18 protein-coding genes are annotated in these 24,020 nt (G+C 62.6%); 8 read left to right on the plus strand and 10 right to left on the minus strand.

Features of this window, described 5'->3' with window-relative positions:
- Positions 1-4 precede the first annotated feature (4 nt).
- Positions 5-661 carry an outer membrane lipoprotein chaperone LolA gene (lolA, locus tag ACP7DW_RS25605; RefSeq protein WP_257224860.1) on the minus strand — a complete coding sequence of 219 codons (657 nt, stop codon included), beginning with the start codon at positions 659-661 and terminating at the stop codon, positions 5-7.
- A 6-nt stretch (positions 662-667) separates the two neighbouring features.
- Positions 668-3,028 (minus strand): DNA translocase FtsK, encoded by a 2,361-nt coding sequence (locus tag ACP7DW_RS25610; protein WP_426057309.1) that lies wholly within the window; start codon positions 3,026-3,028, stop codon positions 668-670.
- Positions 3,029-3,243: 215 nt separating this feature from the next.
- On the opposite strand from ACP7DW_RS25610, the gene trxB reads away from it, so the two are divergent.
- The 3 genes from trxB (at position 3,244) to ACP7DW_RS25625 (ending at position 5,644) form a co-directional block, all read left to right on the plus strand.
- Positions 3,244-4,197 (plus strand): thioredoxin-disulfide reductase, encoded by a 954-nt coding sequence (gene trxB, locus ACP7DW_RS25615; RefSeq protein WP_141172421.1) that lies wholly within the window; start codon positions 3,244-3,246, stop codon positions 4,195-4,197.
- 7 nt (positions 4,198-4,204) lie between these two features.
- Positions 4,205-4,879: a Smr/MutS family protein gene (locus ACP7DW_RS25620; RefSeq protein WP_426057310.1), complete on the plus strand. Its 675-nt coding sequence runs from the start codon at positions 4,205-4,207 to the stop codon at positions 4,877-4,879.
- A gap of 135 nt (positions 4,880-5,014) precedes the next feature.
- Entirely contained in the window at positions 5,015-5,644 is a 630-nt protein-coding gene (locus ACP7DW_RS25625; protein ID WP_071078511.1) for a trimeric intracellular cation channel family protein, read from the plus strand.
- 154 nt (positions 5,645-5,798) lie between these two features.
- Here the strand turns inward: ACP7DW_RS25625 and ACP7DW_RS25630 are convergent, their stop codons facing one another.
- Positions 5,799-6,137 carry a P-II family nitrogen regulator gene (locus tag ACP7DW_RS25630; protein ID WP_034758685.1) on the minus strand — a complete coding sequence of 113 codons (339 nt, stop codon included), beginning with the start codon at positions 6,135-6,137 and terminating at the stop codon, positions 5,799-5,801.
- Positions 6,138-6,196: 59 nt separating this feature from the next.
- Positions 6,197-7,813, minus strand: a complete 1,617-nt coding sequence (locus ACP7DW_RS25635; RefSeq protein ID WP_426057311.1) for an NAD+ synthase — start codon at positions 7,811-7,813, stop codon at positions 6,197-6,199.
- A gap of 91 nt (positions 7,814-7,904) precedes the next feature.
- Here ACP7DW_RS25635 and ACP7DW_RS25640 point away from each other — a divergent pair, with 91 nt between their 5' ends.
- On the plus strand, positions 7,905-9,050 hold the full coding sequence (locus ACP7DW_RS25640) for a GNAT family N-acetyltransferase (protein ID WP_426057341.1): 1,146 nt from the start codon (positions 7,905-7,907) through the stop codon (positions 9,048-9,050).
- Between the two features lie 60 nt (positions 9,051-9,110).
- On the opposite strand, the gene ACP7DW_RS25645 is transcribed toward ACP7DW_RS25640, so the two are convergent.
- Both ACP7DW_RS25645 and ppa read right to left on the minus strand, forming a co-directional pair.
- A complete protein-coding gene (locus ACP7DW_RS25645) occupies positions 9,111-9,692 on the minus strand; it encodes an HdeD family acid-resistance protein (RefSeq protein ID WP_426057312.1) in 582 nt (193 codons plus the stop codon).
- A gap of 207 nt (positions 9,693-9,899) precedes the next feature.
- Positions 9,900-10,436, minus strand: a complete 537-nt coding sequence (gene ppa / locus ACP7DW_RS25650; protein WP_426057313.1) for an inorganic diphosphatase — start codon at positions 10,434-10,436, stop codon at positions 9,900-9,902.
- 627 nt (positions 10,437-11,063) lie between these two features.
- On the opposite strand from ppa, the gene ACP7DW_RS25655 reads away from it, so the two are divergent.
- On the plus strand, positions 11,064-13,493 hold the full coding sequence (locus tag ACP7DW_RS25655; protein WP_426057314.1) for a membrane-bound PQQ-dependent dehydrogenase, glucose/quinate/shikimate family: 2,430 nt from the start codon (positions 11,064-11,066) through the stop codon (positions 13,491-13,493).
- A gap of 99 nt (positions 13,494-13,592) precedes the next feature.
- Here the strand turns inward: ACP7DW_RS25655 and ACP7DW_RS25660 are convergent, their stop codons facing one another.
- From ACP7DW_RS25660 to hemC, 4 genes are read right to left on the minus strand one after another with little or no spacing between them, the layout of a single operon-like run.
- The gene (locus ACP7DW_RS25660; RefSeq protein WP_081344819.1) at positions 13,593-14,789 is read right to left on the minus strand and encodes a heme biosynthesis protein HemY; all 1,197 of its coding nucleotides are present in this window, start codon (positions 14,787-14,789) and stop codon (positions 13,593-13,595) included.
- 4 nt (positions 14,790-14,793) lie between these two features.
- The gene (locus tag ACP7DW_RS25665) at positions 14,794-15,966 is read right to left on the minus strand and encodes a uroporphyrinogen-III C-methyltransferase (protein ID WP_426057315.1); all 1,173 of its coding nucleotides are present in this window, start codon (positions 15,964-15,966) and stop codon (positions 14,794-14,796) included.
- Positions 15,963-16,745 (minus strand): uroporphyrinogen-III synthase, encoded by a 783-nt coding sequence (locus ACP7DW_RS25670; protein WP_426057342.1) that lies wholly within the window; start codon positions 16,743-16,745, stop codon positions 15,963-15,965. The genes ACP7DW_RS25665 and ACP7DW_RS25670 overlap by 4 nt, the downstream gene beginning before the upstream one ends.
- The gene (gene hemC, locus ACP7DW_RS25675; protein WP_426057316.1) at positions 16,738-17,742 is read right to left on the minus strand and encodes a hydroxymethylbilane synthase; all 1,005 of its coding nucleotides are present in this window, start codon (positions 17,740-17,742) and stop codon (positions 16,738-16,740) included. The genes ACP7DW_RS25670 and hemC overlap by 8 nt, the downstream gene beginning before the upstream one ends.
- 243 nt (positions 17,743-17,985) lie before the next feature.
- Between hemC and ppc the strand changes: the two genes are divergently transcribed.
- From ppc to ACP7DW_RS25690, 3 genes are all read left to right on the plus strand, one after another.
- Positions 17,986-20,826, plus strand: coding sequence for a phosphoenolpyruvate carboxylase (ppc, locus tag ACP7DW_RS25680; protein WP_426057317.1), 2,841 nt, complete (start codon positions 17,986-17,988; stop codon positions 20,824-20,826).
- A 177-nt stretch (positions 20,827-21,003) separates the two neighbouring features.
- A complete protein-coding gene (locus tag ACP7DW_RS25685) occupies positions 21,004-22,800 on the plus strand; it encodes a PAS domain-containing sensor histidine kinase (protein ID WP_426057318.1) in 1,797 nt (598 codons plus the stop codon).
- Between the two features lie 55 nt (positions 22,801-22,855).
- Positions 22,856-23,995, plus strand: coding sequence for an HAF repeat-containing protein (locus ACP7DW_RS25690; protein ID WP_426057319.1), 1,140 nt, complete (start codon positions 22,856-22,858; stop codon positions 23,993-23,995).
- Positions 23,996-24,020: the final 25 nt, after the last annotated feature.

Raw genomic sequence — 24,020 nt, forward strand, 5'->3', positions numbered from 1 at the left:
ACAATCAGTTATTAATGACGTCTGCGCCTTTTGGCATCACGAATTTGAAATGGTTCGCGGACAAGGCAGGATTTTTCTGGAAATTCTTGAACGCCAGCACCGACGTCTGGCCGAACGAGTCGCGCAATTCCATCGCTTCGGGCACGCCATTGCGCAGGCCGATGGTGATTTCATCGAAGGTCGTGTCCTTGGCTTTCGGCGTGGCTTTCAGCCATTCCAGCCCATCGCGCGTGCCCGCTTCGGCCAACGTAAAATTCTTTTCCAGGTCGTTGCTGCCGAACAAGATGGCCGCTGGCGAGGAACCGAGCGCGTCGCCCAGTTTCTTGACCGTCACCTGGCTCAAGTCCTTGTCGTAGATATACAGCTTGTCGCCATCGGCTTGCAGCAATTGCTCGTACGGTTTCAGGTAGGTCCAGATGAACTTGCCTGGACGGGCGAATTCAAACGTGCCGCTGGCGGGGGTCGATACTTTCGCCTTGCCGCTGGCGTCCGCCTTCTTGACTTGCCGCTGCACGAACTCGCCCTTGGCCGACTTGGTGCCGGCGGCAAAGCTCTTGAACTGCTCCAGCGCGCTGGCCGAGGCGCTGGCCGCGAACAGCAGGCTGCAGGCGACGCTGGCCGCGCCGATGATCATTTTTGTTGCGAAAGTCGTGTTCTTCATTCTGTTTTACCCTTGTTCACTACTCGCCGCCGGCACCAGGATTTCCCGGTTGCCATTGGATTGCATGGTTGATACCACCCCGCTCTGCTCCATCTGCTCGAGCAGACGGGCGGCGCGGTTGTAGCCGATGCGCAAATGACGCTGCACCAGAGAAATCGAGGCGCGGCGGTTTTTCAGCACCACCGCCACCGCCTGATCGTACAGGGCATCGGCCTCGCCGCCACCCTCGCCCGGCGCGCCGCCTTCGGCGCCGTCGCCTTCCAGGGTGCCGCCTTCGAGGATGCCCTCGATGTAATTCGGTTCGCCCTGCAGCTTCAGATAGCTGACAACGCGGTGGACTTCTTCATCGGACACAAACGCGCCGTGCACGCGCATCGGCAAGCCGGTGCCGGGCGGCATGTACAGCATGTCGCCCATGCCCAGCAAGGCTTCCGCGCCCATCTGGTCAAGAATCGTGCGCGAGTCGATCTTCGACGAGACCTGGAAGGCGATACGCGTGGGGATATTCGCCTTGATCAAGCCCGTGATCACGTCTACAGATGGGCGCTGCGTGGCCAGAATCAAGTGCAAACCGGCGGCGCGCGCCTTTTGCGCGATACGCGCGATCAATTCCTCGACTTTTTTGCCCACCACCATCATCAAGTCGGCCAGCTCGTCGATGATGATGACGATGGTCGGCAGTTTATCCAGTGGTTCCGGCGAGTCCGGCGTCAGGCTGAACGGATTCGGGATGTGTTCTTCGCGCTTTTTCGCGTCGGCAATCTTCGCGTTGTAGCCGGCCAGGTTACGCACGCCCATCTTGCTCATCAGCTTGTAGCGGCGTTCCATCTCGTTCACGGCCCAGTTCAGCGCGTGGCCCGCCTGGCGCATGTCGGTCACGACGGGCGCCAGCAAGTGCGGAATGCCTTCATAGACGGACATTTCCAGCATCTTCGGATCGATCAGGATCAGGCGCACGTCGAGCGGGTCGGATTTGTACAGCAGCGACAAAATCGTCGCATTGATGCCCACGGATTTACCGGAACCGGTGGTGCCGGCCACCAGCAAGTGGGGCATCTTGGCCAGATCGGCCACGACGGGCTTGCCGGCGATATCCTTGCCCAGCGCAATCGTCAGGCTGGACACGCCATCGTTGTAGACCTTGGAGCCGAGGATTTCCGTCAGGCGCACGATCTGGCGTTTGCTGTTTGGCAATTCCAGCGCCATGTAGTTCTTGCCGGGAATGGTTTCCACCACACGAATCGACGTCAGGGACAATGAACGGGCCAGGTCGCGCGCCAGGCCGACGATCTGGCTGCCTTTGACGCCCGTGGCCGGCTCGATTTCATAGCGCGTGACCACAGGGCCGGGGTAAGCGACCACTACCTTGGCATCCACGCCAAAGTCCGACAATTTCTTTTCGATCAGGCGGCTCGTAAATTCCAGCGTTTCCACGGATACCGTTTCCACCACGGGCGGCGCCTCGTCGAGCAGGGACAGCGGCGGCAGCTTGCCGTCGCCGGGGGTTTCAAACAGATGCGCCTGGCGTTCCTTTTCCACTCTTTCGGATTTCACCACCGTCACCACCTGCGGCTCGATTTTGACGGGCGGCGCGGCGACGTGCTTTTCCACGTGCTTGGCCCGTTCGATGACCACCACTTCGTCGCGGCGCACGGCGGCCACTTCACCCTGGCGGCGGTCTTCACGGTCCTGGTAGCGCAGCACGAACCAGTTGAACGCGTCTTCGATGGCGCCGCCGATGCGCTCGGCCACTTGCAACCAGGAGACGTGGAAGAACAGGGAGAAACCCAGGCCGAACAGCAGCAGCAACAGCAAGGTGGCACCCGTGAAACCGAAGGCCACGTGGGCCGAGTGGCCCACCAGCTGGCCCAGCACGCCGCCCGGCTCGCGCGGCAGCTGCACGTGCAGGCTTTTCGCCATGCGCAGGTATTCCAGGCCCATGCTGCCGATCAGCATGATGGAGAAGCCGACGATGCGGATCAGCATCTCGACATGGTGCTCGCGCTCCCCCTCTTCCTCTTCGAGCAGGAAGCGCTTACTCAGGCGGCGATAGCCATTCCATACCGTGCGCAGCAGCCAGATGCACCACCACCAGGCGGAAAAGCCGAAGATATACAGCAACAAATCGGAGAAGGTCGCCCCCAGCTTGCCGCCCAGGTTGGCCACCTTGTCGACGGAGGTCGCGTGCGACCAGCCAGGGTCGAGCTTGTTGAAGCTGGCCAGTATCAGCACGAAATACAGGGCAAACGCGGCCAGCGCGAACCAGCGCGCCTCGGACAGCAGCCGCACCAGCCGGTTCGGCAGAGGCCGGCGTTCGACCGGTTTACGGGTGTAGCTATTTTGATTGGCCTGGGCTGGTTTAGTCATTCTGGGAAGCGCTGCAAGGTGATAAATGTTTCTGAAAGGGAATTTCCCATAATAAGGAAGTATTCTAAGCCATATATGCCCCGGACGGCCCCACGATTCGTCGCTACAGGCGGCTTGGTCTATAATCGTGGATTGCTTGCGCAAGCGCAATACGCCCTTGTTCTTCGCGCGTATGCCCCCAATTCGGACAGACCCCACTCATAGAGAAGCCTCCCATGACCACTACCAAACACGCCCGCGTTTTGATCCTCGGCTCCGGCCCAGCCGGCTACAGCGCCGCCGTCTACGCCGCCCGCGCCAACCTGAACCCGATGCTGGTCACCGGCGTGGAACAGGGCGGTCAATTGATGACCACCACGGACGTGGAAAACTGGCCCGGCGACCCGATGGGCGTGCAAGGCCCGGACCTGATGCAGCGCCTGCTGCAGCACGCCGAGCGTTTCAATACGGAAATCGTGTTTGACCATATCCACACCACCTTCCTGAATGAAAAGCCGATCCGCCTGAAGGGCGACAGCCACGAATACACGTGCGACACGCTGATCATCGCCACGGGCGCATCCGCGCAATACCTGGGCCTGCCATCCGAAGCGGCATTCATGGGCAAGGGCGTGTCCGCCTGCGCCACCTGCGACGGCTTCTTCTACCGCAACCAGGAAGTGGCCGTCGTCGGCGGCGGCAACACGGCCGTCGAAGAAGCGCTGTACCTGTCGAACATCGCCAATAAAGTCACGCTGATCCACCGCCGCGACAAGTTCCGCGCCGAAGCCATTTTGATCGACCGCCTGAACGCCAAGGTTGCCGAAGGCAAGATCGTGTTGAAATATAACCACACCCTGGATGAAGTGACGGGCAACGACAGCGGCGTGACGGGCTTGAACATCAAGTCGACCATCGACGGCAAGGTCGAAGCATTGAACGTGCACGGCGTGTTCATCGCCATCGGCCACAAGCCGAACACGGGCATCTTCGAAGGCCAGCTGGACATGCACAACGGCTACATCAAGACCAAGACGGGTCTGGAAGGCATGGCCACCGCCACCAGCGCGCCGGGCGTGTTCGCCGCCGGCGACGTGCAAGACCATATCTACCGCCAGGCCATCACCAGCGCCGGCACCGGTTGCATGGCAGCACTGGACGCCCAGCGCTACCTGGAAGGCCAGGAGTAAGCGTCGCATGGCGTCGATGAAAGACTTTGCCGACCTGAAAGCGGTCAGCAAGCAGCTCAAGGAGCAGGCCGATGCGCGCGCGCAAGCCGCGGCTGAGCGCGCCCAGCAGGTCAAGGTGCAGGCCGTGGAAAGCAATCTGTTCAAGGCCAGCATCGGCGGCGTCAAGCGCCTGCCCGAGTCGGACCGCTACGTGCCCAGCCTGCCCAAGGCGGGTGCCATGGCGACCCAGCAACCGGCGCGCAAGCTGACGCCCGAAGAGGACCATGCGGCCGTGCTGCGCGAGTCGCTGTCGGACTTGTTCGAGGTCGACCATTACCTGGAAAACGATCCGGCCCTGAACTACGCCCGCCCCGGCGTGGGACCGGACGTGGTCAAGAAGATGCGCAAGGGCCACTGGCCCATCCAGGATGAGCTCGACTTGCACGGCTTGCGCCGCGACGAGGCGCGCGACGGCATCGGCGCCTTCCTGAACCAGGCGACGCGGCGCAAGCTGCGCTGCGTGCGCGTGATCCATGGCAAGGGTTTTGGCTCGAAAGGCCAGGAACCGGTCTTGAAATCGATGGTGCACAGCTGGCTTGTGCAAAAGGATGAAGTCGTCGCCTTTTGCCAGGCGCGCCGTTCCGAAGGGGGCGATGGCGCGCTGGTGGTCTTGCTTTCCGCGGCCCTGCAACCCATCCGCTGAGCTTGCCAGCAAGAAATCACCATTCAGTCACAAGTTACACCCTGCACACGGCCCCGTTTGTCACCATTCGGGGCCGTGTCATGTTAACCTGTGACAATTATTTCCTGCTTAGCGTCTCGTGCACGCGCTCCCCCCATGATGCCACCCCAATTGCCACCTGGCTCGCTGATCAAGATCATCGAGGTCATCGCCATCCTGGTGGGCGCGTTTTCCGGCTTCATCGAAGCGCGCCGCAAGCGCATGGACCTCGTCGGCGTGTTCGTCGTGGCCTTCATCACGGCGTTCGGCGGCGGCACCCTGCGCGACATCCTGCTCGACAAGCGGCCCCTGTTCTGGGTCTCGCACCAGGAATACGCGATTCTCATTTTCGTGCTGGCCCTGACGGCCGCGCCCTTGATCCAGCATTTGCGCCAGATCGTCTCGGAACGCCTGATCGTCATCGCCGACGCCATCGGCCTGGGCATGTTCGCCATCGCCGGCGTGGCCGAAGCGATGCGCGCCGGCATGCCGATCTTCATCGCCTCGATGATGGGGGTGATTACGGGGATTTTTGGCGGCGTGATGCGCGACATCGTCTGCAACGAAGTGCCGATGGTGTTTCGCGACGGCAAACCGTACGCCATCTGCGCGTTTTTCGGCTGCTGGGCTTATTTATTGCAAATGCACTTCGGCGCCCAGCACGACTTCGCGCTGTGGACCAGCGCCAGCGGCATCACGATTCTGCGCTTGATATGCTGGAAATTCGACATGCGCCTGGGGCGGTGAAGCGCGCTGCTGTGCAATCCGGCAGCTTTGGTGGCTCAGCAGCGTCGGCTTACGCGCTGGCGCGCTAAGCCGACCTACGGCATGACACACCTTGCTACACGTAGGTCGGATTAGGCTCGAAGAGCCGTAATCCGACAACATTGTTGACCCAGACTTACACCGCGTCTGGACCCGTTTCCCCGGTGCGGATGCGGATCACCTGCTCCACGTCGCGCACGAAGATCTTGCCGTCGCCAATCTTGCCCGTGCGGGCCGCCTTGATGATGGCGTCGACCACCAGTTCCGACACGCTGTCGTCCACCACCACTTCGACTTTGACTTTCGGCAAGAAGTCGACCACGTACTCGGCGCCACGGTACAGCTCGGTATGGCCCTTCTGGCGGCCGAAGCCCTTCACTTCCGTCACGGTCAAGCCCGTCACGTTCACATCGGCCAGGGCCTCGCGTACTTCGTCGAGCTTGAATGGTTTGATGATGGCGGTAATCTGTTTCATGGCTTTCTCCTAATTGGTAATCGTCAGTTCTTCATTAGCTGGCTTAACGGAACGCCGCCTTACTCGTAAAACTTCGAGGTAATCGGGTAGCGCCAGTCGCGGCCGAAGCCACGGTGCGTGACGCGGATGCCCACCGGCGACTGACGCCGCTTGTATTCATTGATCTTGATCAGGCGCGTGACCCGGGCCACATCGGCCGGCGGGTAGCCAGCCTCGATAATCTCGGCGATCGGCCGGTTTTCTTCCATGTACAGCTGCATGATGCCGTCGAGCACGTCATACGGCGGCAAGGAATCCTGGTCCAGCTGGTCGGCGCGCAACTCGGCCGACGGGCCGCGCGTCAGGATGCGCTCGGGGATCACGTCCGACACGCTGTTGCGATACGCGCATAAACGGTACACCAGCGTCTTGGCGATATCCTTGATGACGGCAAAGCCGCCCGCCATGTCGCCGTACAGGGTGCAATAGCCGACCGCCATCTCGCTCTTGTTACCCGTCGTCAGCACGATGCTGCCATGCTTGTTCGACAGGGCCATCAGCAAGGTGCCGCGGATGCGCGCCTGGATGTTTTCTTCCGTCGCGTCTTCCGCCAGTCCCGCAAATTCGGTAGCCAAAGTGGCGCGGAAGGCGTCGAAGGTTTGCTTGATCGGAATTTCATCGTAGCGCACATTGAGGCGTTTTACCATGTCGCGCGAATCGATCCACGAGATATCGGCCGTAAATTGCGACGGCATCATCACGGCGCGCACCTTGTCGGCGCCCAGCGCATCGACGGCGATGGCCAGCGTCAGCGCGGAATCGACGCCGCCCGACATGCCGATCAGCACACCCGGGAAACCGTTCTTGACTATGTAGTCGCGCACGCCCAGCACCAGCGCCTGGTACACCTGCGCCTCCGTCGTCAACGGCGTGGCCAGCGGCTGCGGCACGGGGGTGGCGCCATCGAACTCGACGATCTGCAAGTCTTCCTCGAAGTGGCGCAACTGGGCGCAAATGGTGCCGGCCGCGTCCATGACGAACGAGTCGCCGTCGAAAATCAGCTCATCCTGGCCACCGACCAGGTTGGCGTACACGAGGGCCATGCCTTGCGCGCTGACGTTCTTGCGCATGGTTTCATAGCGCAGATGCTGCTTGTTCATGTGATAGGGCGAGCCGTTCGGCACCAGCAGCACTTGCGCGCCGGCCGCGCGGGCGCGCATCGGCGCGTGCTCGAACCACGTGTCTTCGCAGATATTGATGCCGAAACGCACGCCCTTCACGCCAAACACGAAAGCCTGATCCGACGACGTAAAGTAACGTTTTTCATCGAACACGGTGGTGTTCGGCAAGTCGTGCTTGCGGTAGGTGCCCAGCACTTCGCCATTGACCAGCACGGAGGCGGCATTGTGGCGCACGCCCTTCTCGTCCTGCAGGGGCAAGCCCACCACCACATGCAAATCGGTGAACTGGGCCAGATCCGCGGCCAGCCCCGCAAACGCTTCCTGCGTTTTTGCGTAGAATGCATTGCGCAGCAATAAGTCCTCGGGTGGATAGCCGACCAGCGACAATTCCGGCGTGAGCACGATATCGGCGCCCGCTTCAAAGGCGCGGCGGGAAAGGTCGAAGATCTTGGCACGGTTGCCGGCCAGATCGCCGACCGTACTATTCATTTGAGCAATTGCGACTTTGACTGTCATGATGATGATGGATATTTTCGTTCTATTAAACAAGACAGGGGCGCGCAGGCCGACGGCGGCGCCCCGAGAGTGATGAATGCACACTACAACAATGAATTATCGCACGGCTATCGTCTCTACCCTGGCTGAAATTGGCGAAGCGGCCTGGTCTGAACTGCTGGCCAGCCAGCAGGATGCCAATCCCTTCCTCTCCTACGCCTTCCTGCACGCGCTGCACGAGTCCGGCTGCGCCAGCGCGGACACGGGCTGGCAGCCGAATTACCTGGTGCTGTGGCAAGGCGAGACCCTGGCCGCCGCCCTGCCCCTGTACCTCAAAATGCACTCGTATGGCGAGTACGTGTTCGACTGGGCCTGGGCCGACGCGTATCAGCAGCATGGCCTGGAATATTACCCGAAACTGTTGTCCGCGATTCCCTTTACGCCCGTCAGCGGCACGCGCCTGCTGGCCCGCGATGGCCAGGCGCGCGCGGCCCTGCTGGCCTTTCTGCAGACGCAGCAGCAAGCGGCCGACGTGTCGTCCTGCCACATCCTGTTTCCGCCGGAAAGCGAAGCGCAGCAGCTGGAGCAAGCCGGCTATCTGATGCGTAGTGGCGTGCAGTTTCACTGGCTCAATCCCGGCTACACGGATTTCGAGCAATTCCTCGCCACCCTGGAACCCAAGAAACGCAAGAATATCCGCGCCGAACGGCGCAAGGTACGGGAAGCGGGCGTGACCCTGCGCCAGGTGCGCGGCAGCAACGCCACGGAGGCGGACTGGAAATTGTTCCACCGCTGCTACAGCAATACCTATGCGGAACACCGCTCCTCGCCGTACCTGAGCCTGGAGTTCTTCCAGCGCATCGGTGCCAGCATGCCGCAGAACATTTTATTGGTGATCGCCGAGCGCGAAGGCCGGGCCATTGCCGCCTCGCTGGTGATCCATACCAAGGACACCCTGTATGGCCGCTACTGGGGCGCGCTCGAACACGTGCCGTGCCTGCATTTCGAGACGGCGTATTACCAGCCGCTGGAATTTTGCATCGCCAACGGCATCGCCACCTTCGAAGGCGGCGCCCAGGGCGAGCACAAGATGGCGCGCGGCTTCCTGCCGCAAAAGACCTGGTCCGCCCACTGGCTGGCGCACCAGGCCTTTGCCGACGCCGTGCAGCGCTTCCTCGAACGCGAACGGGGCGGCATCGATGCCTACCTCGATGAATTGAACGAGCACAGCCCGTTTCGCTCCGCGGCGGCGCCATAAGAAAAAACGCTCCCGGCCAAGTGGCGGGGAGCGCCTGTCGTCATGCCGGCACCAGCGGGATCAGGCGGCCGAGCGGCCCGCACCGGCACCGAAGGCGCCGTCCTTTTTCAGCCGGTAGGCGCGCCATGCCAAGCTCAGCAACAAGATACCCGTCAGCAAGGCATACACGCCGATCATCCACACGAGGGCAAAGGTGCCGGCGGCGGGGAATGCCAGGATCAGGATGCCGAAGGCGATGGAAACGATGGCATTGAGCACCAGCAGCCATTCGCCCTGGATGGCCTTGCGCAGGCGGATCGCCAGCACGATATCGAATACGCCCGAAATCAGCGCATTGACGCCAATCAAGACGATCAAGGCAAACGTCGTCAACAGCGGGTAGATGATGGTCAGGATGCCCACGGCCAGGCCGCAGATACCCAGCAGCAGCAAGGCCCACCAGTCGCCGCCATGCTTGCGGTTGCTGAACGCCCCGACAACGGACGCGCCGCCGCCCAGCAGCGCGTAGGCGGCAAACACCATCAGCAAGGACAATACCGTCACACCCGGCAGCACCAGGGTGATCACGCCAAAGGCGATCGCCGCCAGGCCACGCAGGGCCAGCACCCACCACGAGCGCATGAATAAATGGTCAGAATGCATATCACCTCCCGGATAACTTGCTGTGAGATTAACTTTTTGATAACTATTTTAGCGTGCGAAAAGAACCCCATCCATCACCAAGCATGATGCATGTGGCCATAAAAAAACGCACCCGGCCATCATAGCAGGGTGCGTTTTTTACTCGCACACGAATGAAAACAGGCCAGGCCCGGGGTGGGCGGCCGTCTTCTGACGCAGTATCAATGCTTAGGCAGCATCTTTCTTGTAGGCGGCGACGCCATTCAGGATTTCTTCCTTGGCCACGTCAGGACCATACCAGCCGTCGATCTTGACCCATTTGCCTTTTTCCAGATCTTTGTAGTGCTCAAAGAAATGCTGGATCTGGCGCAAACGCAGTTCGTTCAAGTCTTCCGGCTTTTGCCAGTGGCTGTAGATCGACAGGACCTTGTCGACTGGCACGGCCAGCACTTTCGCGTCTTCGCCCGACTCGTCGGTCATTTTCAGCACGCCGATAGGACGGCAGCGCACGACCACGCCCGGGATCAGCGGGAACGGGGTGATGACCAGCACGTCAACCGGGTCGCCGTCCGGCGACAGGGTGTTCGGCACGTAGCCGTAGTTGCACGGGTAATGCATGGCGGTACCCATGAAGCGATCGACGAAGATCGCGCCGCTTTCCTTGTCGACTTCGTACTTGATCGGATCGGCATTCATCGGGATTTCGATGACGACGTTGAAATCGTTCGGCAGGTCGCGGCCGGAAGAGACGTTATTCAAACTCATGGGGTTCCTCATTAGCGGATGGTGTTTTAACCGCGCAATTATAGCGAAGTACAGGCGGCTTGTGCGATGCAGCAGCGGCCTGCCGGCGTTTTGCGCAACAAGCCAACAACAGTGGCATGCACGCTCCGCTGGTCCCCGCAACCTGCTGGCGCAAGAATAAACAGGCCGCCGGAAACAATAAGTAGAAACACTTAAGTAATACTACGACCATGCCAGAGATAATACCTTGAATATCTGTGTATTTTCATTTCAATATCACCCTGCGGTAGGCATGGTTATTATAATCGGAATTGCATTTATTGCAGCGGTTTATAACAACAATTTCATTAGCATGCATCCCGCGATGTCTTCGCATAATGACGCAGGTTCCGCAATATGCTACGCCGAACGGCTGCGCCGCCCGGCAATCCACTCTTCCAGCATAATATTTGCGCTTATTTGAAGCATGCATTTGATTCAAATAGCGCCCCAGCCAAAAAAGGGCGCGCCCAGAAGACAATCACCAATTCTGATAAACTGCAACATTCCGGTGATTCCAAACTTTGTATATTCTGCAATCGACGCTTTCCCTGAATTCAATATGGCGCATCAACGCGCCACCGATAAATCCTTGCAAAAAGGAATATGATGATTCCCTCTTTCCGGCCCGGTCCTTTATTAAAGGTTACCGGCGTTATTTTCGTTCTGTTCGGCCTCGCCCTGCTGGGCGGCGGCATCTGGCTGGCCACGCTCGGCGGCTCCTGGTACTACTTGCTGGCCGGCATCGGCATGCTGATCGCAGGCGTGCTCGTCTTCAAAGGCAAGCGCAGCGCGCAAGCCTTCATGGCGCTGCTGCTGATCGCCACCCTGATCTGGTCCGTGATTGAAGTGAAATTCGACTGGTGGCAATTGCTGCCGCGCCTGGACATCTGGTTTGTCGCCGCCGTCTGGCTGCTGCTGCCCTTCGTCAGCCGCCGCCTGGCGCCACCCGCCGCAGGTGCAGCGAAACAGCCGCAGGCAGGCAAGACGGCGCTCTGCGCCGCCGTGGCCCTGACCGTCATCGCCGGCGTCATCGCCCTGTTCCAGGATTACCATGACCTGCATGGCGAGGTGCCGGCCGAAAACATGGCCGCCACCGCCAGCGGAGATTTCGCTCCCGGCGTCGAGCACAACGACTGGTCCGCGTATGGCCGCTCCGGCTATGGCGACCGCTATGCGCCGGCTGCGCAAATCACGCCGGCCAATATTTCCGGCCTGAAAGAAGCCTGGACTTACCACACGGGCGACTTCAAGGGTCCGAACGACCCGGGCGAGATCGCCAATGAAGTCACGCCGCTGAAGGTCAATGACATGCTGTACCTGTGCACGCCGCACAATATCGTCATCGCCCTGAACCCGGACACGGGCAAGGAAATCTGGCGCCACGATCCGAAGATCAACCGCGATGCGGCCAGCTACCAGCACATGATCTGCCGCGGCGTGGCGTACTGGGACGTGAACGCGGGCCGCGCCAAAAACAACCCTGCCCCCGAAGCTGCCAGCATGGAGTGCCCGCGCCGCATCCTGGCGCCGACCATGGACGGCACCATGATCGCCGTCAACGCCGATACGGGCGAGTCGTGCAAGAGCTTTGGCAACAACGGCGTCGTCAACCTGTATAAAAACATGGCCATGATCAAGCGCGGTTTCCTGATGCCAACGTCCCCACCGGCCGTGGCGCAAAACGTGGCCGTGATCGCCGCCAGCGTGACGGACAACCATTCAACGGAAGAGCCATCGGGCGTGATCCGCGGTTACGATCCCGTCACCGGCAAGCTGCTGTGGAACTGGGACCCGGCCACGCCGGAAGATACCAAGCCCTTCCCTGAAGGCAAGAACTACACCAACAACTCGCCCAACTCGTGGGGCGTGGCCAGCATCGATGAAAAGCTGGGCATGGTGTACATTCCGATGGGCAATGAAACCCCCGATACCTGGGGCGGCAACCGCAACAAGAATGGCGAGAAATTCAACAGCGCCATCGTCGCGCTGGACCTGGCAACCGGTAAAGTACGCTGGGTGTACCAGACCGTGCACCACGATATCTGGGACATGGATATCGGCGGCCAGCCTTCGCTGGTCGACATCGACACGCCGAAAGGCAAAGTTCCCTCCGTGGTGGCCACGACGAAACGCGGCGACATCTATGTGATCGACCGCCGCGATGGCAGCCTGGTCGTGCCGGCGCCGGAAAAACCTGTGCCGACGAGCAATCCTGCCGCTGGCGACACCTTGTCGCCCACGCAGCCGTTCTCGGCCCTGACTTTCTTGCCTGAGCGCAATATCAGCGAAGCGGACATGTGGGGCACCACGCCGTTCGACCAGCTCGCCTGCCGCATCATCTTCAAGGAACGCCGCTATGAAGGCCCGTTCACGCCGCAAACGGCCGGCAAGGGCGCCGTCATCTCGCCGGGTCCCTTGGGCATCTTCGAATGGGGCGGCGCGGCCATCGATCCCGTGCGCCAGTTGTTGATCGTCAACCCTGACTACATGGGCTTCCTGGAAAAACTCGTGCCACGCGCCGAAACGACGGCCAAGGGCGGCACGGGCGGTGAAATGGGCTTGCAGCCACAGACGGGCGTACCGTTCGCCGTGGAAATCAAGGCCTTCCTTTCGCCGCTGGGCTTCCCATGCCAGGCACCGCCGTGGGGCTATGTGGCCGCCGTCGACCTGCGCACCATGAAAAAAGTGTGGATGCACAAGAACGGCACCACGCGCGACAGCGGCCCCGTGCCGATTCCCTTGCCACTGGGCGTGCCCAGCCTGGGCGGCATGGTCACCACCGGTGGCGGCGTGACCTTCCTCAGCAGCACGCTCGACTACTACATCCGCGGCTACGATGTCAGCAACGGCAAAGTACTCTGGAAAGCACGCTTGCCGGCAGGTGGCCAGGCTACGCCGATGAGCTATGTGTCGAACAAGTCGGGACGCCAGTTCGTCGTCGTCATGGCTGGCGGCCACGGTTCGCTGGGCACGAAGATGAGCGACACCCTGATCGCGTATGCCTTGCCCGAAGGCACTGCCGCAGCGAAGAAGTAAGTTAGTTAGCAGCGCACTGCGCCATGCAGTGCGCACAAAAAAAGCCGTTCAGTCTGCACTGAACGGCTTTTTTACGTCTGAGGAAATGATCTACAAGACTTACAGGATGGTGGCCAGCGCGCACTGCCGGTAATGCGCGGCGGCCTGTTCCGTCTGCTGCAAGGCATCGTGCATCTGCGCCAGCTTCAGGTGGGCGTCGCGCACCATTTGCGGCTCGTTCGCATCCGACAACGCCTGCTCCAGGTGACGCTGGGCCTTGCCCCACAGTTTTTGCTTGAGGCACAGGGTGCCCAGGGTCAGCGCCAGCTCCGCATCGAGCGGACGCTGTTTCATCCATTGCTCGCAATGCTCGATCTGCAGCAGCAGGGCCGGCGTGCCGGCCGGCGCCGCCGCTTCGCGGTAGGCGCGCACGACGCGCTCGTCCCAGTCGGCGGCCAGCGACTCTTCGCACACGAGGCGCGCTTCATCGTGCAGGCCGCGCGCATTCAGGGCCGTGGCGGCGCGGCAGGCGATATACGGCTTGACCCGGTCGCTGCTGGGCACGGTGGACCAGACGCGCATCAGCGATTCGGCGTCATGCGAAGGATCGGATAGCAAATGGTCGTAGGCCAGCTCGCGCAGGCGCGACGACAGGGCCGGATGCAGGGCGCGGTGCTTGTCGAGCGAACGCACGAGACGCAGCACTTCCGGCCAGTTCTTCGCCTGCTGCTCGGCCTTCAGCGACCATTGCAGCGCGTGGATATGGCGCGTGCCGCTGGCATTGAGTTCGCGTACGGCCGCCAGGGCCGCTTCCGGTTGATGGTCATCGACCAGCAATTCCGTCACCGTCATCAAACGCGCCGTTTTCAGGCTGGCATCGCCTTCGACACGGGCCAGCCAGCTGTCGCGGCGCTCGGACTGGCGCATGCGGTGCGCGGCGCGCGCGCCAATCAGCGCGGCCAGGCCGGCATTTTCTTCCAGCTCGGCGGCGCGCAGGGCGGCCTTCTCGGCATGCCCGAAACGGCCTTCGAACAGGGCTTTCAAGGCTTCGCGCAAGCCCTTGTTGCCATCGCGCTCACGCTTGCGCTGGCGGTAGGCCGCCACTTGCGCCGGCATGCGCACGGTGGCGCGCACGGCGCGTACCAGCAGATACAGCAGCACGAACAGCACGACCTGCAGCAGCAGGAAGAAGTTCAGCGACAAATCGATGCGGTACGGCGGATAGAACAGCACCACGTTGCCGGGGTTGAAACGGGCCGTCACGGCGATACCGATCGCCGCGGCCATCAGGGCGAGTAACCAGAGAAATAGACGCATGGGCTCAGGACTTCGCTTTGTAGTTGCGCACAGCCGCCAGGCTGTCGGACAAGGTTGGCATTTCGATGGCCAGGTTGCTGCCCTGCACCTGGCGCAGCAAGGCTTGCGCCGTCTGCGTGCTCTTGGCGCGGGTGTCGAAATACTTGGCCAGCGCATCCTGGGCGGCGATCAGGTCATTCCTGAATGCCGTTTCATTGCGCGACAACAAGGCCATGCGGGCATTCAGCAAGCGCAGCTTGACGTTTTCCCGCAAGAAATACGATTGCGTCGGCGACAGCATCAGCGCTTCCGGCGTATCGACTCTGCGGATGCGGATCAATTGACGCACGTCATTCCACATGTCGCCGCTCCAGGTATTGAAGCCGTCGCGCACTGTTTGCAGCAGCGGTTCCGGCTCAGGCGGTCCGACCAGCTTGCCGCTGGCATCGCGCACGGGCTTGGCTCCGGCCTTGGCCTTGGCCTTGGCCTTGCCCGGCTTTTCCGGCGCGGCCGGCAAGGCCGGCGTTTCGTCGGACAGCATCGGCAAGGCGTCGATCTGGGCGATCACGGCATCGAGGCGCAGGGCCACGCCCGTCGAATCGACGCTGGGCAGGGCCTTGAGTTTTTCCATGTCGCGCCCGATGGCACGGCGGATGGTGATGAATTGCGGCTTGTCGGAACGCGACAGGCTGCGGTCGGCGTTTTGCAGGGCGATCAGCGCGCCGGGCACATTGCCGGCCAGTTGCAGCTGCTGGCTGGCCGTCGACAGCACTTGCTCGATTTCCGTCAGCGCCCACTCGTCGCGGTTCTTCGACAAGTCGTTATACAGTTGTTCCAGCGCCAGCTGCTGGCTTTGCGTTTCGCTCTGGCGGTTTTCCAGCGCGCCCACCTTGATTTGCAGCTCTTTCGTGCCTTCTTGCACGTTGCGCGCCAGCACGCCCGTTTCAGCGTTGCTGACATCGCCCTTTTGCAGGCGCTTGGCCACTTCTTCGCGCAGGTTGCGGATCTGCTTGCTGGTCGACCAGCTTTGCGCAGCCAGCAGCACGGCCAGCACGATGACGGCGATGCTCATGGGCTTTTGCAGCTGTTCGAGCAAGGTCGGCACGCGGCCAGCAGGTTGGTCGGCCGCCTGCGGCGCCGTCTTCACGGCGCTGCCAGGCGTTGCATTCGGTTCGGAGAGTGTAGGCATTTCGTTCATGGTCGTGATTGTAACGCGGCGAGCACTCCTGCGTCGCCTGATCCTGTCAAGGTGACACGGGCAAAACCCAGGGCCGCCGCCGTTTGTGCAATGCGCGCGTGCGGCACGATCAAATGCTGCTGTTGCATTTTCACAACAGCCATCTTTTCATCGCCCATTTCGCCCAGCAGCGCCAGCAAACCGCGCAGCGCTTCCGAGCTGGTGATGATCCAGTCATTATTATGCTGCAACAGGTTTTCCAGGGTCGCGCGCAAGGCCGGCGTCAGCGTTGGCACCTTGCGGCGGTAAGCCGTGACGAACTCGACTTCCGCCCCGGCCGCGCGCAAGCCGTCAGCCAGGTAGTCGCGTCCGCCGTCGCCGCGCACGATCAGCACGCGCTTGCCGCGCAGGGCCGGCAAGTCCAGCGCCAGCAACAGATGTTCGGAATCGCTGCGCGCCGTGTCAAACGGGCTGGTGATGCTGGCGTTGGCGTGCGTGACGCCATGCGCGGCCAAGGCCATCTTGCTGCCCTCGCCCACCACGGCCAGCGGCACGCCAGGCGGCCAGGCGGCCAGGTGCGCAAAGACGCAATCGATGGCGTTGGGCGAAACAAACGCCACCAGGTCGTAACCGGTCAGGCGCGCCAGCACGGCTTGCAGCTGCGCGCATTCGTCCTCGCCGTCCAGCGCGTGGATTTCCAGCAGCGGCAGCAGGGTCACGGGCCAGCCCAGCGCCGCAATTTTGGCGGCCAGCGGCCCCGCCTGCGCCGCGGGCCGCGTGATCACCACGCTGTCAGGCATGCGGCGCCAGGCCTTCATGGTTGTCGGGTGTGACCGCGCACGAGGCGAGGATGCCGGCGGCGTCCTGGCCGCGCAGCAATTCGGCCACTTGCTCGCCCAGCAGTTCCGGCGCGCTGGCCGGGCCGCTCACGTCGGCGCTGGCCATGCGCGCGCCATCGGGCGTGGCGACCATGGCGCGCAAACGCATCTGTTCGCCCTCGACGGTGGCGAAGGCGGCCAGCGGAATCTGGCAGCTGCCGCCGAAAATCTTCGACACCTTGCGCTCGGCCGTGACGGCTTGCGCCGTGGCCGTGTGGTTCAGCGGCGCCAGCAGGCGCACCAGGTCGGCACCATCCAGACGCCCGCTGCGAATCTCGATCGCCATGGCGCCCTGCCCTGCGGCCGGCAGGCTGTCTTCCGGCGCCAGCACGGCGCGGATGCGCGATGCCAGGCCCAGGCGTTTCAGGCCGGCGGCGGCCAGGATGATGGCGGCGTAATCGCCACGGTCCAGTTTGCCCAAACGCGTATCGAGGTTGCCGCGCAGTGGCAGGATCGTCAGGTGCGGGTAGCGCGCGGCGATCAGCGACTGGCGGCGCAAGCTGCTGGTGCCGACCACGGCGCCGTGCGGCAGCTCGGCCAGGCTGGCGTAGTCGTTCGATACGAACGCGTCGCGCGGGTCTTCTCGCTCGAGGATGGCGGCCAGGCTGTAGCCTTCTGGCAACTCCATCGGCACGTCTTTGAGCGAATGCACGGCCAGGTCGGCGCGGCCTTCTTCCATCGCCACTTCCAGCTCCTTGACGAACAGGCCCTTGCCGCCTACCTTGGACAGGGCGCGGTCCAGAATCTGGTCGCCGCGTGTGGTCATGCCGAGAATTTCAACGCTACACTGCGGATACAGGGCGGCCAGGCGCGCGCGCACATGTTCAGCTTGCCACATGGCAAGACGGCTCTCGCGCGTGGCAATCACCAGGCGGGCGGGAATAGTCAATTCGTTCGGGGTCAATTCGGATGCTTTCAAAACAAGTTCTTTCGCTGTGGCGGTCGTTGTCATTATCGTTGCCAATTCGCCCGTCCGATATCAATTTATATCGAAAAGGCACCCGGCGTCGCTATAATCGTTATCCCTTGGCCTAGAAGGCCAAGTCAGGCTAGCGTCCATGTTGAAGACCACAAATTTTATCATGCGCCCCCTCCCCTCTGCGGCCAAACGCCCGGTGCGATCCACATTCCCTTGCTTTTACACTTACTTTGGTTCTTTATTATGCTCAATGACGCAGTAGCACCAGAAATAGTTCCAGCGGCCGGCTCCGACAAGGATGCGCCACTGAAAGAAGATATCCGCCTGCTGGGCCGCCTGCTGGGCGACGTGTTGCGCGAACAGGAAGGCGACGCCGTCTTCCATGTGGTCGAAACCATCCGCCAGACGTCCGTGCGCTTCCGCCGCGAAGCGGACGCCGGCGCCGCGCTGGAACTCGACGCCATGCTGAAAGAACTGAGCCGCGAACAGACGATTTCCGTGGTGCGCGCCTTTTCCTATTTCTCGCATCTGGCCAACATTGCGGAAGATCAACACCACATCCGCCGCCGCCGTGCCCACCTGCTGGCCGGCTCGCCGGCGCAAAAGGGCAGCGTCAGCTTCGCGCTGAAAAAACTGCGCGCCGCCGGCGTGCCGCGCGCCACCGTCGACACCTTCTTCCAGGATGCCCTGATCGCCCCCGTGCTGACGGCCCACCCGACGGAAGTGCAGCGCAAGAGCATTCTCGACGCCGAGCACGACATCGCCCGCCTGCTGGCCGAGCGCGACCTGCCGCAGACGCCGAAAGAGCGGCACGCCAACCTGCAGCTGCTGCGCTCGCGCGTGGCCACCCTGTGGCAGACGCGCATGCTGCGCTACTCGAAGCTGACGGTGGCCGACGAAATCGAAAACGCCCTGTCCTACTACCGCATCACCTTCCTGCGCGAACTGCCGGGCCTGTATGACGACATCGAGGACGACATCGCCGCCGAGTACCCGAACGGCGACGGCACGATCGAGCCGATCAACGCCGCCTACGTGCAGATGGGCAGCTGGATCGGCGGCGACCGCGACGGCAACCCGAACGTCAACGCGGGCACCATGCAGCACGCGCTGGCGCGCCACGCCACCACCATCCTCGACTTTTACCTCGACGAAGTGCACGCGCTGGGCGCGGAATTGTCCGTCTCGACCCTGATGGTGGGCGTGAGCGCCGAATTGCAGGCGCTGGCTGACCAGTCGCCGGACGCCTCGCCGCACCGCAGCGACGAACCGTACCGCCGCGCCCTGATCGGCATCTATGCGCGCCTGGCCGCCACCGCCCGCGCGCTGGGCGCCACCAACATCTTGCGCAAGGAAGTGGGGCCGGCCGCCGCCTATCCGGACGCGGCCGCCTTTGTCGCCGACTTGCGCACCATCGTCGCCTCGCTTGAATCGCACCACGGCGCGGCCCTGGTGCGCCCGCGTCTGGCCACCCTGGCGCGCGCGGCCGACATCTTCGGTTTCCACCTGGCATCGCTGGACATGCGCCAGACGTCCGACGTGCACGAGCGCGTGCTGGCCGACCTGTTCGCGCAAAGCGGCGTGGCCGCCGACTACACGTCCCTGTCCGAGGAAGACAAGCAGGCACTGCTGTTGAGCGAACTGGCCCAGCCGCGTTTGCTGTACTCGCCCTACATCAGCTATGCCACGGAAACCGATTCCGAGCTGGCGATCCTGCGCGCGGCGCGCGACATCCGCCAGCGCTACGGCGCGCGGGCCATCCGCAACTACATCATTTCGCACACGGAAACCGTGTCCGACCTGCTGGAAGTGTTGCTGCTGCAAAAGGAAACGGGCTTGCTGCGCACTGACTGGCAAGCTGGCGAGAGCACGTGCGAGCTGATGGTCATCCCCCTGTTCGAAACGATCCCCGACCTGCAGCGCGCGGCCGGCATCATGAGCGAGGTGATGGCCTTGCCTTTGGTCAAGCAATTGATCGCCAAGCAGGGACAGTTGCAGGAAGTCATGCTCGGCTATTCCGATTCGAACAAGGATGGCGGCTTCCTGACGTCCAACTGGGAACTGTACAAGGCCGAACTGGCGCTGGTGAGTGACTTCCAGAAGGCCGGCGTCAAGCTGCGCCTGTTCCATGGCCGCGGCGGCACGGTAGGCCGTGGCGGCGGACCCAGCTACGAAGCCATCCTGGCCCAGCCGCCAGGCACCGTCAACGGCCAGATCCGCCTGACGGAACAGGGCGAAATCATTGCCTCGAAGTTTTCCAACGCGGAAATCGGCCGGCGCAACCTGGAATTGCTGGTCGCCGCCACCCTCGAAGCGAGCCTGGCGCCGCAAGCGGCCAATCCCGCGCACGCAGGCGAGCTGGCGCAGTTCGAAGGCGTGATGGCGCAGCTGTCGGACCTGGCCTATCACGCCTACCGCCACCTCGTGTATGAAACGCCGGGTTTTACCGAGTATTTCTTCTCGGCCACGCCGATTGCGGAAATCGCCGAGCTGAACCTCGGTTCGCGCCCCGCCTCGCGCAAGGCCAACCAGCGCATCGAAGACTTGCGCGCCATTCCCTGGGGCTTTTCCTGGGGCCAGTGCCGCTTGCTGCTGCCGGGCTGGTTCGGCTTCGGCAGCGCCATCGAGGCCTGGATCGACCAGGCCGACGGCGCGTCGAAAGATGAAAAAATCGCCACCCTGCGCGCCATGTATGCCGAATGGCCGTTCTTTGCCACCTTGCTGTCGAACATGGACATGGTGCTGGCCAAGACGGACCTGGCGATTGCCTCGCGCTATGCGGAACTGGTGGCGGACCAGGACTTGCGCGAACGCATCTACAAGCGCATCACGGACGAGCATGGCAATACCTTGCGCTGCCTGGAACTCATCACCGGCAACACGGAGCGCCTGGCGGGCAATCCGCTGCTGGCCCGCTCGATCCAGAACCGCTTCGCCTATCTCGACCCGCTGAACCACTTGCAGGTGGAATTGATCAAGCGCAACCGCGCCCTGTCGGCGGAAAGCAAGATCGACGAACGGGTCCACCGCGGCATCCAGCTGTCGATCAACGGTGTGGCGGCCGGTCTGCGCAACACGGGCTGATCGCGCCAGGCTGCCATCGGCAGACAGGGGCCGGCACCGCAAGGGCCGGCCCTTTTGCTTGCCCAATTGCAAAATATTCTCAATAAAGCAACAATTGGTATTACACTAGCGCTGGATACTTTTCCCTCTCCGGCGCCAGGTGCACCGCAGCGGCCAACCATGACGCCAGGGGCGCGGATGAGCAAATGGTCGATTGAAACGCTGAGTGCGGCCTGCGCCGCCCTCATCCTGATCATGCTGGGCTGGCTGGCCGGTGCGGCCTGGCAGGAACTCGATTTCTGGGAACACATCTGGCTGACCCTTCTGCTGGTGGCCGCCGCCGGCACGGCCATGTGGCTGATGCGCAGGCTGCGCACCCATCTCGCCAGCACGCGTTCGCAACTGGACGCCAGCCTCCTGCGCTACCAGCACCTGAGCGAAACGGCGCAGGACGGCATGTGGCAAACGGATGCGCAAGGCCGTATCCTGTACGTCAACCAGCGCCTGTGCGACATGCTGGGCGTCCCCGCCGGGCAGCTGCTGCACCACTCCATGGAGGAATTCCACGACGAGGCCACCTTGCTGCGCCTGTGTCCGCTACGCCAGACGGCGAGCGATAGCTGCATGGGCGAATTGCAATACCAGCATGGCGACGGTACACAGCGCTGGGCCATGCTCAGCGGACGCCGCCTGTACGACCGGCGCGGTGACTTGACGGGAGCGCTGGTCATGCTCAGCGACATCACCGAACACAAGCGGGCCGAACACGCGTTGAGCCTGGCCCATGCGGAGCTGGAAAGCCGCGTGGCCCTGCGCACGGCCCAATTGCTCGATGTCAATCTCCAGCTCTCCGCGGAAATCGCCATGCGGGCACAAACGGAAGCGGCCCTGGCGCGCAGCGAAGAGCGGCTGCAGGACATCATTTCCATGATGCCCCTGTCGCTATTCCTGAAAGATGCCGATTCGCGCATGCTGCTGATGAACCAGGCCTGCGAGCAGCAATGGGGCGTGCAATTCCAGGATATCGCCGAAGGACGCGACGTACGGCACTTCCCCGCGGAGCAGACCCAGGGATTCCACGCGGCGGACCAGGAAGCGTTTGCCAGCCGCCAGGTGGTGATCCGCGAAGAACTCGTGTGGAATGCGCAGTTGCAGGAAAACCGCCTGCTGCAGACGCATAAAAAACCCATCTTCGACGCGCAAGGCCGGCCGCTGATGATCATCGCCATGGGCATCGACATCACGGAAAGCAAGCGCAACGAGGAAAACCTGCAGCGTACCCTGGCCCAGCTGCGCGAACTGAGCGACCACCAGCAAACCATCAAGGAACAGGAAAGACGCCGCATCGCGCTCGATATTCATGACGACCTGGGCCAGAATCTGATGGTGCTGCGCATCGATGTGTCGCTGCTGCATGCGCGCACGGCCAGCACCCATCCGCGCCTGCACCGCCACGCACAGCGCGTGCTCGACACCATCGACGCCACCATCCGCTCCGTGCGCACCATCATCAATGACTTGCATCCCAGTACCCTGGAGCTGGGACTGGGCCCGGCGGCCGAGTGGCTGATCCGCCAGATGGAGAGCCGCGGCGCCATCCGCTACCGGCTCACGCTCGACAGTGAGGCGCCCGACCTGGGCCTGGACCAGCGCCAGACGTCGGCCATCTTCCGCGTGCTGCAGGAATCGTTGTCGAACATCGTGCGCCACGCCCAGGCCAGCGAAGTGGAAGTGGCGCTGGCGCAAGATGCGGACGCCATCGTCCTGCGCATCAGCGACAACGGCATCGGCATGCAGCCGGGCGACCACGGCAAGCGGGCCGCCTTCGGCCTGAAAAGCATACGCGAACGTGTCCATGCACTGGGCGGCGAACTGCGCATCGACAGCCAGGCGGGCAGCGGCACGGCGCTGGCCATCCACCTGCCCCGGCAGGCAGGCCAGCGCCATGCAGATCATATAAAAACACAAAAATTAGCAAAAATAGTAGTAAATTAAGTATGCATTTACAGCATAAAAAAGTATAGTAAGTTTTTTCTTTGAGGAAACTATCATGCCGCCACGGTTCGCCTGCTTCCCCGCCCCACTGCTCAGCCTGCTCCTGCTGGCCGCCATCCCCACCGCCAGCGCCACCATGTATGCCGAACGCGGCTTTGGTGAAAGGGATGGCAATGGCAGCATCGCTTCCGACCTGAACCCGGCCGGCCTGGTGGCCGGCATCATCATGGAAGAAGCGGGACGGCGCCGCGCCGTGACGTATCAGCATGGCCGCATCCGCGAACTGGGCACCCTGGGCGGCAATGAAGGCTTCACCAAGGCCATCAATACCCATGGCGTGGTGGTCGGCTCGGCGCAAACGGCCAGTGGCGCCTGGCACGCCTTCCGCTACGACGCGGCGGGCGGCATGCGCGACCTGGGCACCCTGGGCGGCACCAGCAGCTATGCCACGGCCATCACGCGCGACGGCATGATCGCCGGCTATGCCGACACCAGCGCCGGCGATTTCCACGCCTTTGTCACGAATGCCGACCACAGCCTGCAAGACCTGGGCACCCTGGGCGGCGCCAGCAGCTATGCCAGCGGCCTGAACAGCCATGGCGTGGTGGTGGGCACGGCGCAGCGCGGCGACGGCTACCGCCGCGCCTTCGTCTACCGCCCCGGCACGGGCATGCAGGAAATCGGCACCCTGCCCGGCGGCCGCATCAGTTCGGCCACCGCCATCAATGACGCAGGCCTGGTCGTGGGCGCATCGGAAACGGAGCAGCGCCGCTGGCACGCGTTTGCCTGGGACGGCAAGCGCATGCTCGACCTGGGCGCCATGATCGGCCAGGGCGACAGCTACGCCACGGCAGTCAACGCGGCCGGACACGTCGTCGGCAGCGTCAGCATCAAAGGCTTTGAACCGATGACCTTTGTCTACAAGGAAGGCGTGATGACGGTGCGCCGCCGCGACGACGGCCTGTACCTGACCAACAAGATCACCGATGCGGGCCTGGTGGTCGGCGCCATCTACACGGGGCATAAATTCCAGGCCTTCGCCGTGCCGTCGCAAGCGGCGCCCGCACCGCAGCGCAGCAATCCATTGGACTGGCTGCTCATCACCATCCTCATCTCCGCCAGCGCCGTGGTGCTGTACAAATTGCAGCGCAACTATCGCCTGGGCCTGCTGGGCGCGCGCACGCGTTTCATGTAAGCCAACGCTAGGGCTGGACGAAAAA

The sequence above is a fragment of the Janthinobacterium sp. PSRC1-1 genome (genome assembly GCF_049897525.1).
Classification (GTDB): Bacteria; Pseudomonadota; Gammaproteobacteria; order Burkholderiales; family Burkholderiaceae_D; genus Janthinobacterium; species Janthinobacterium tructae.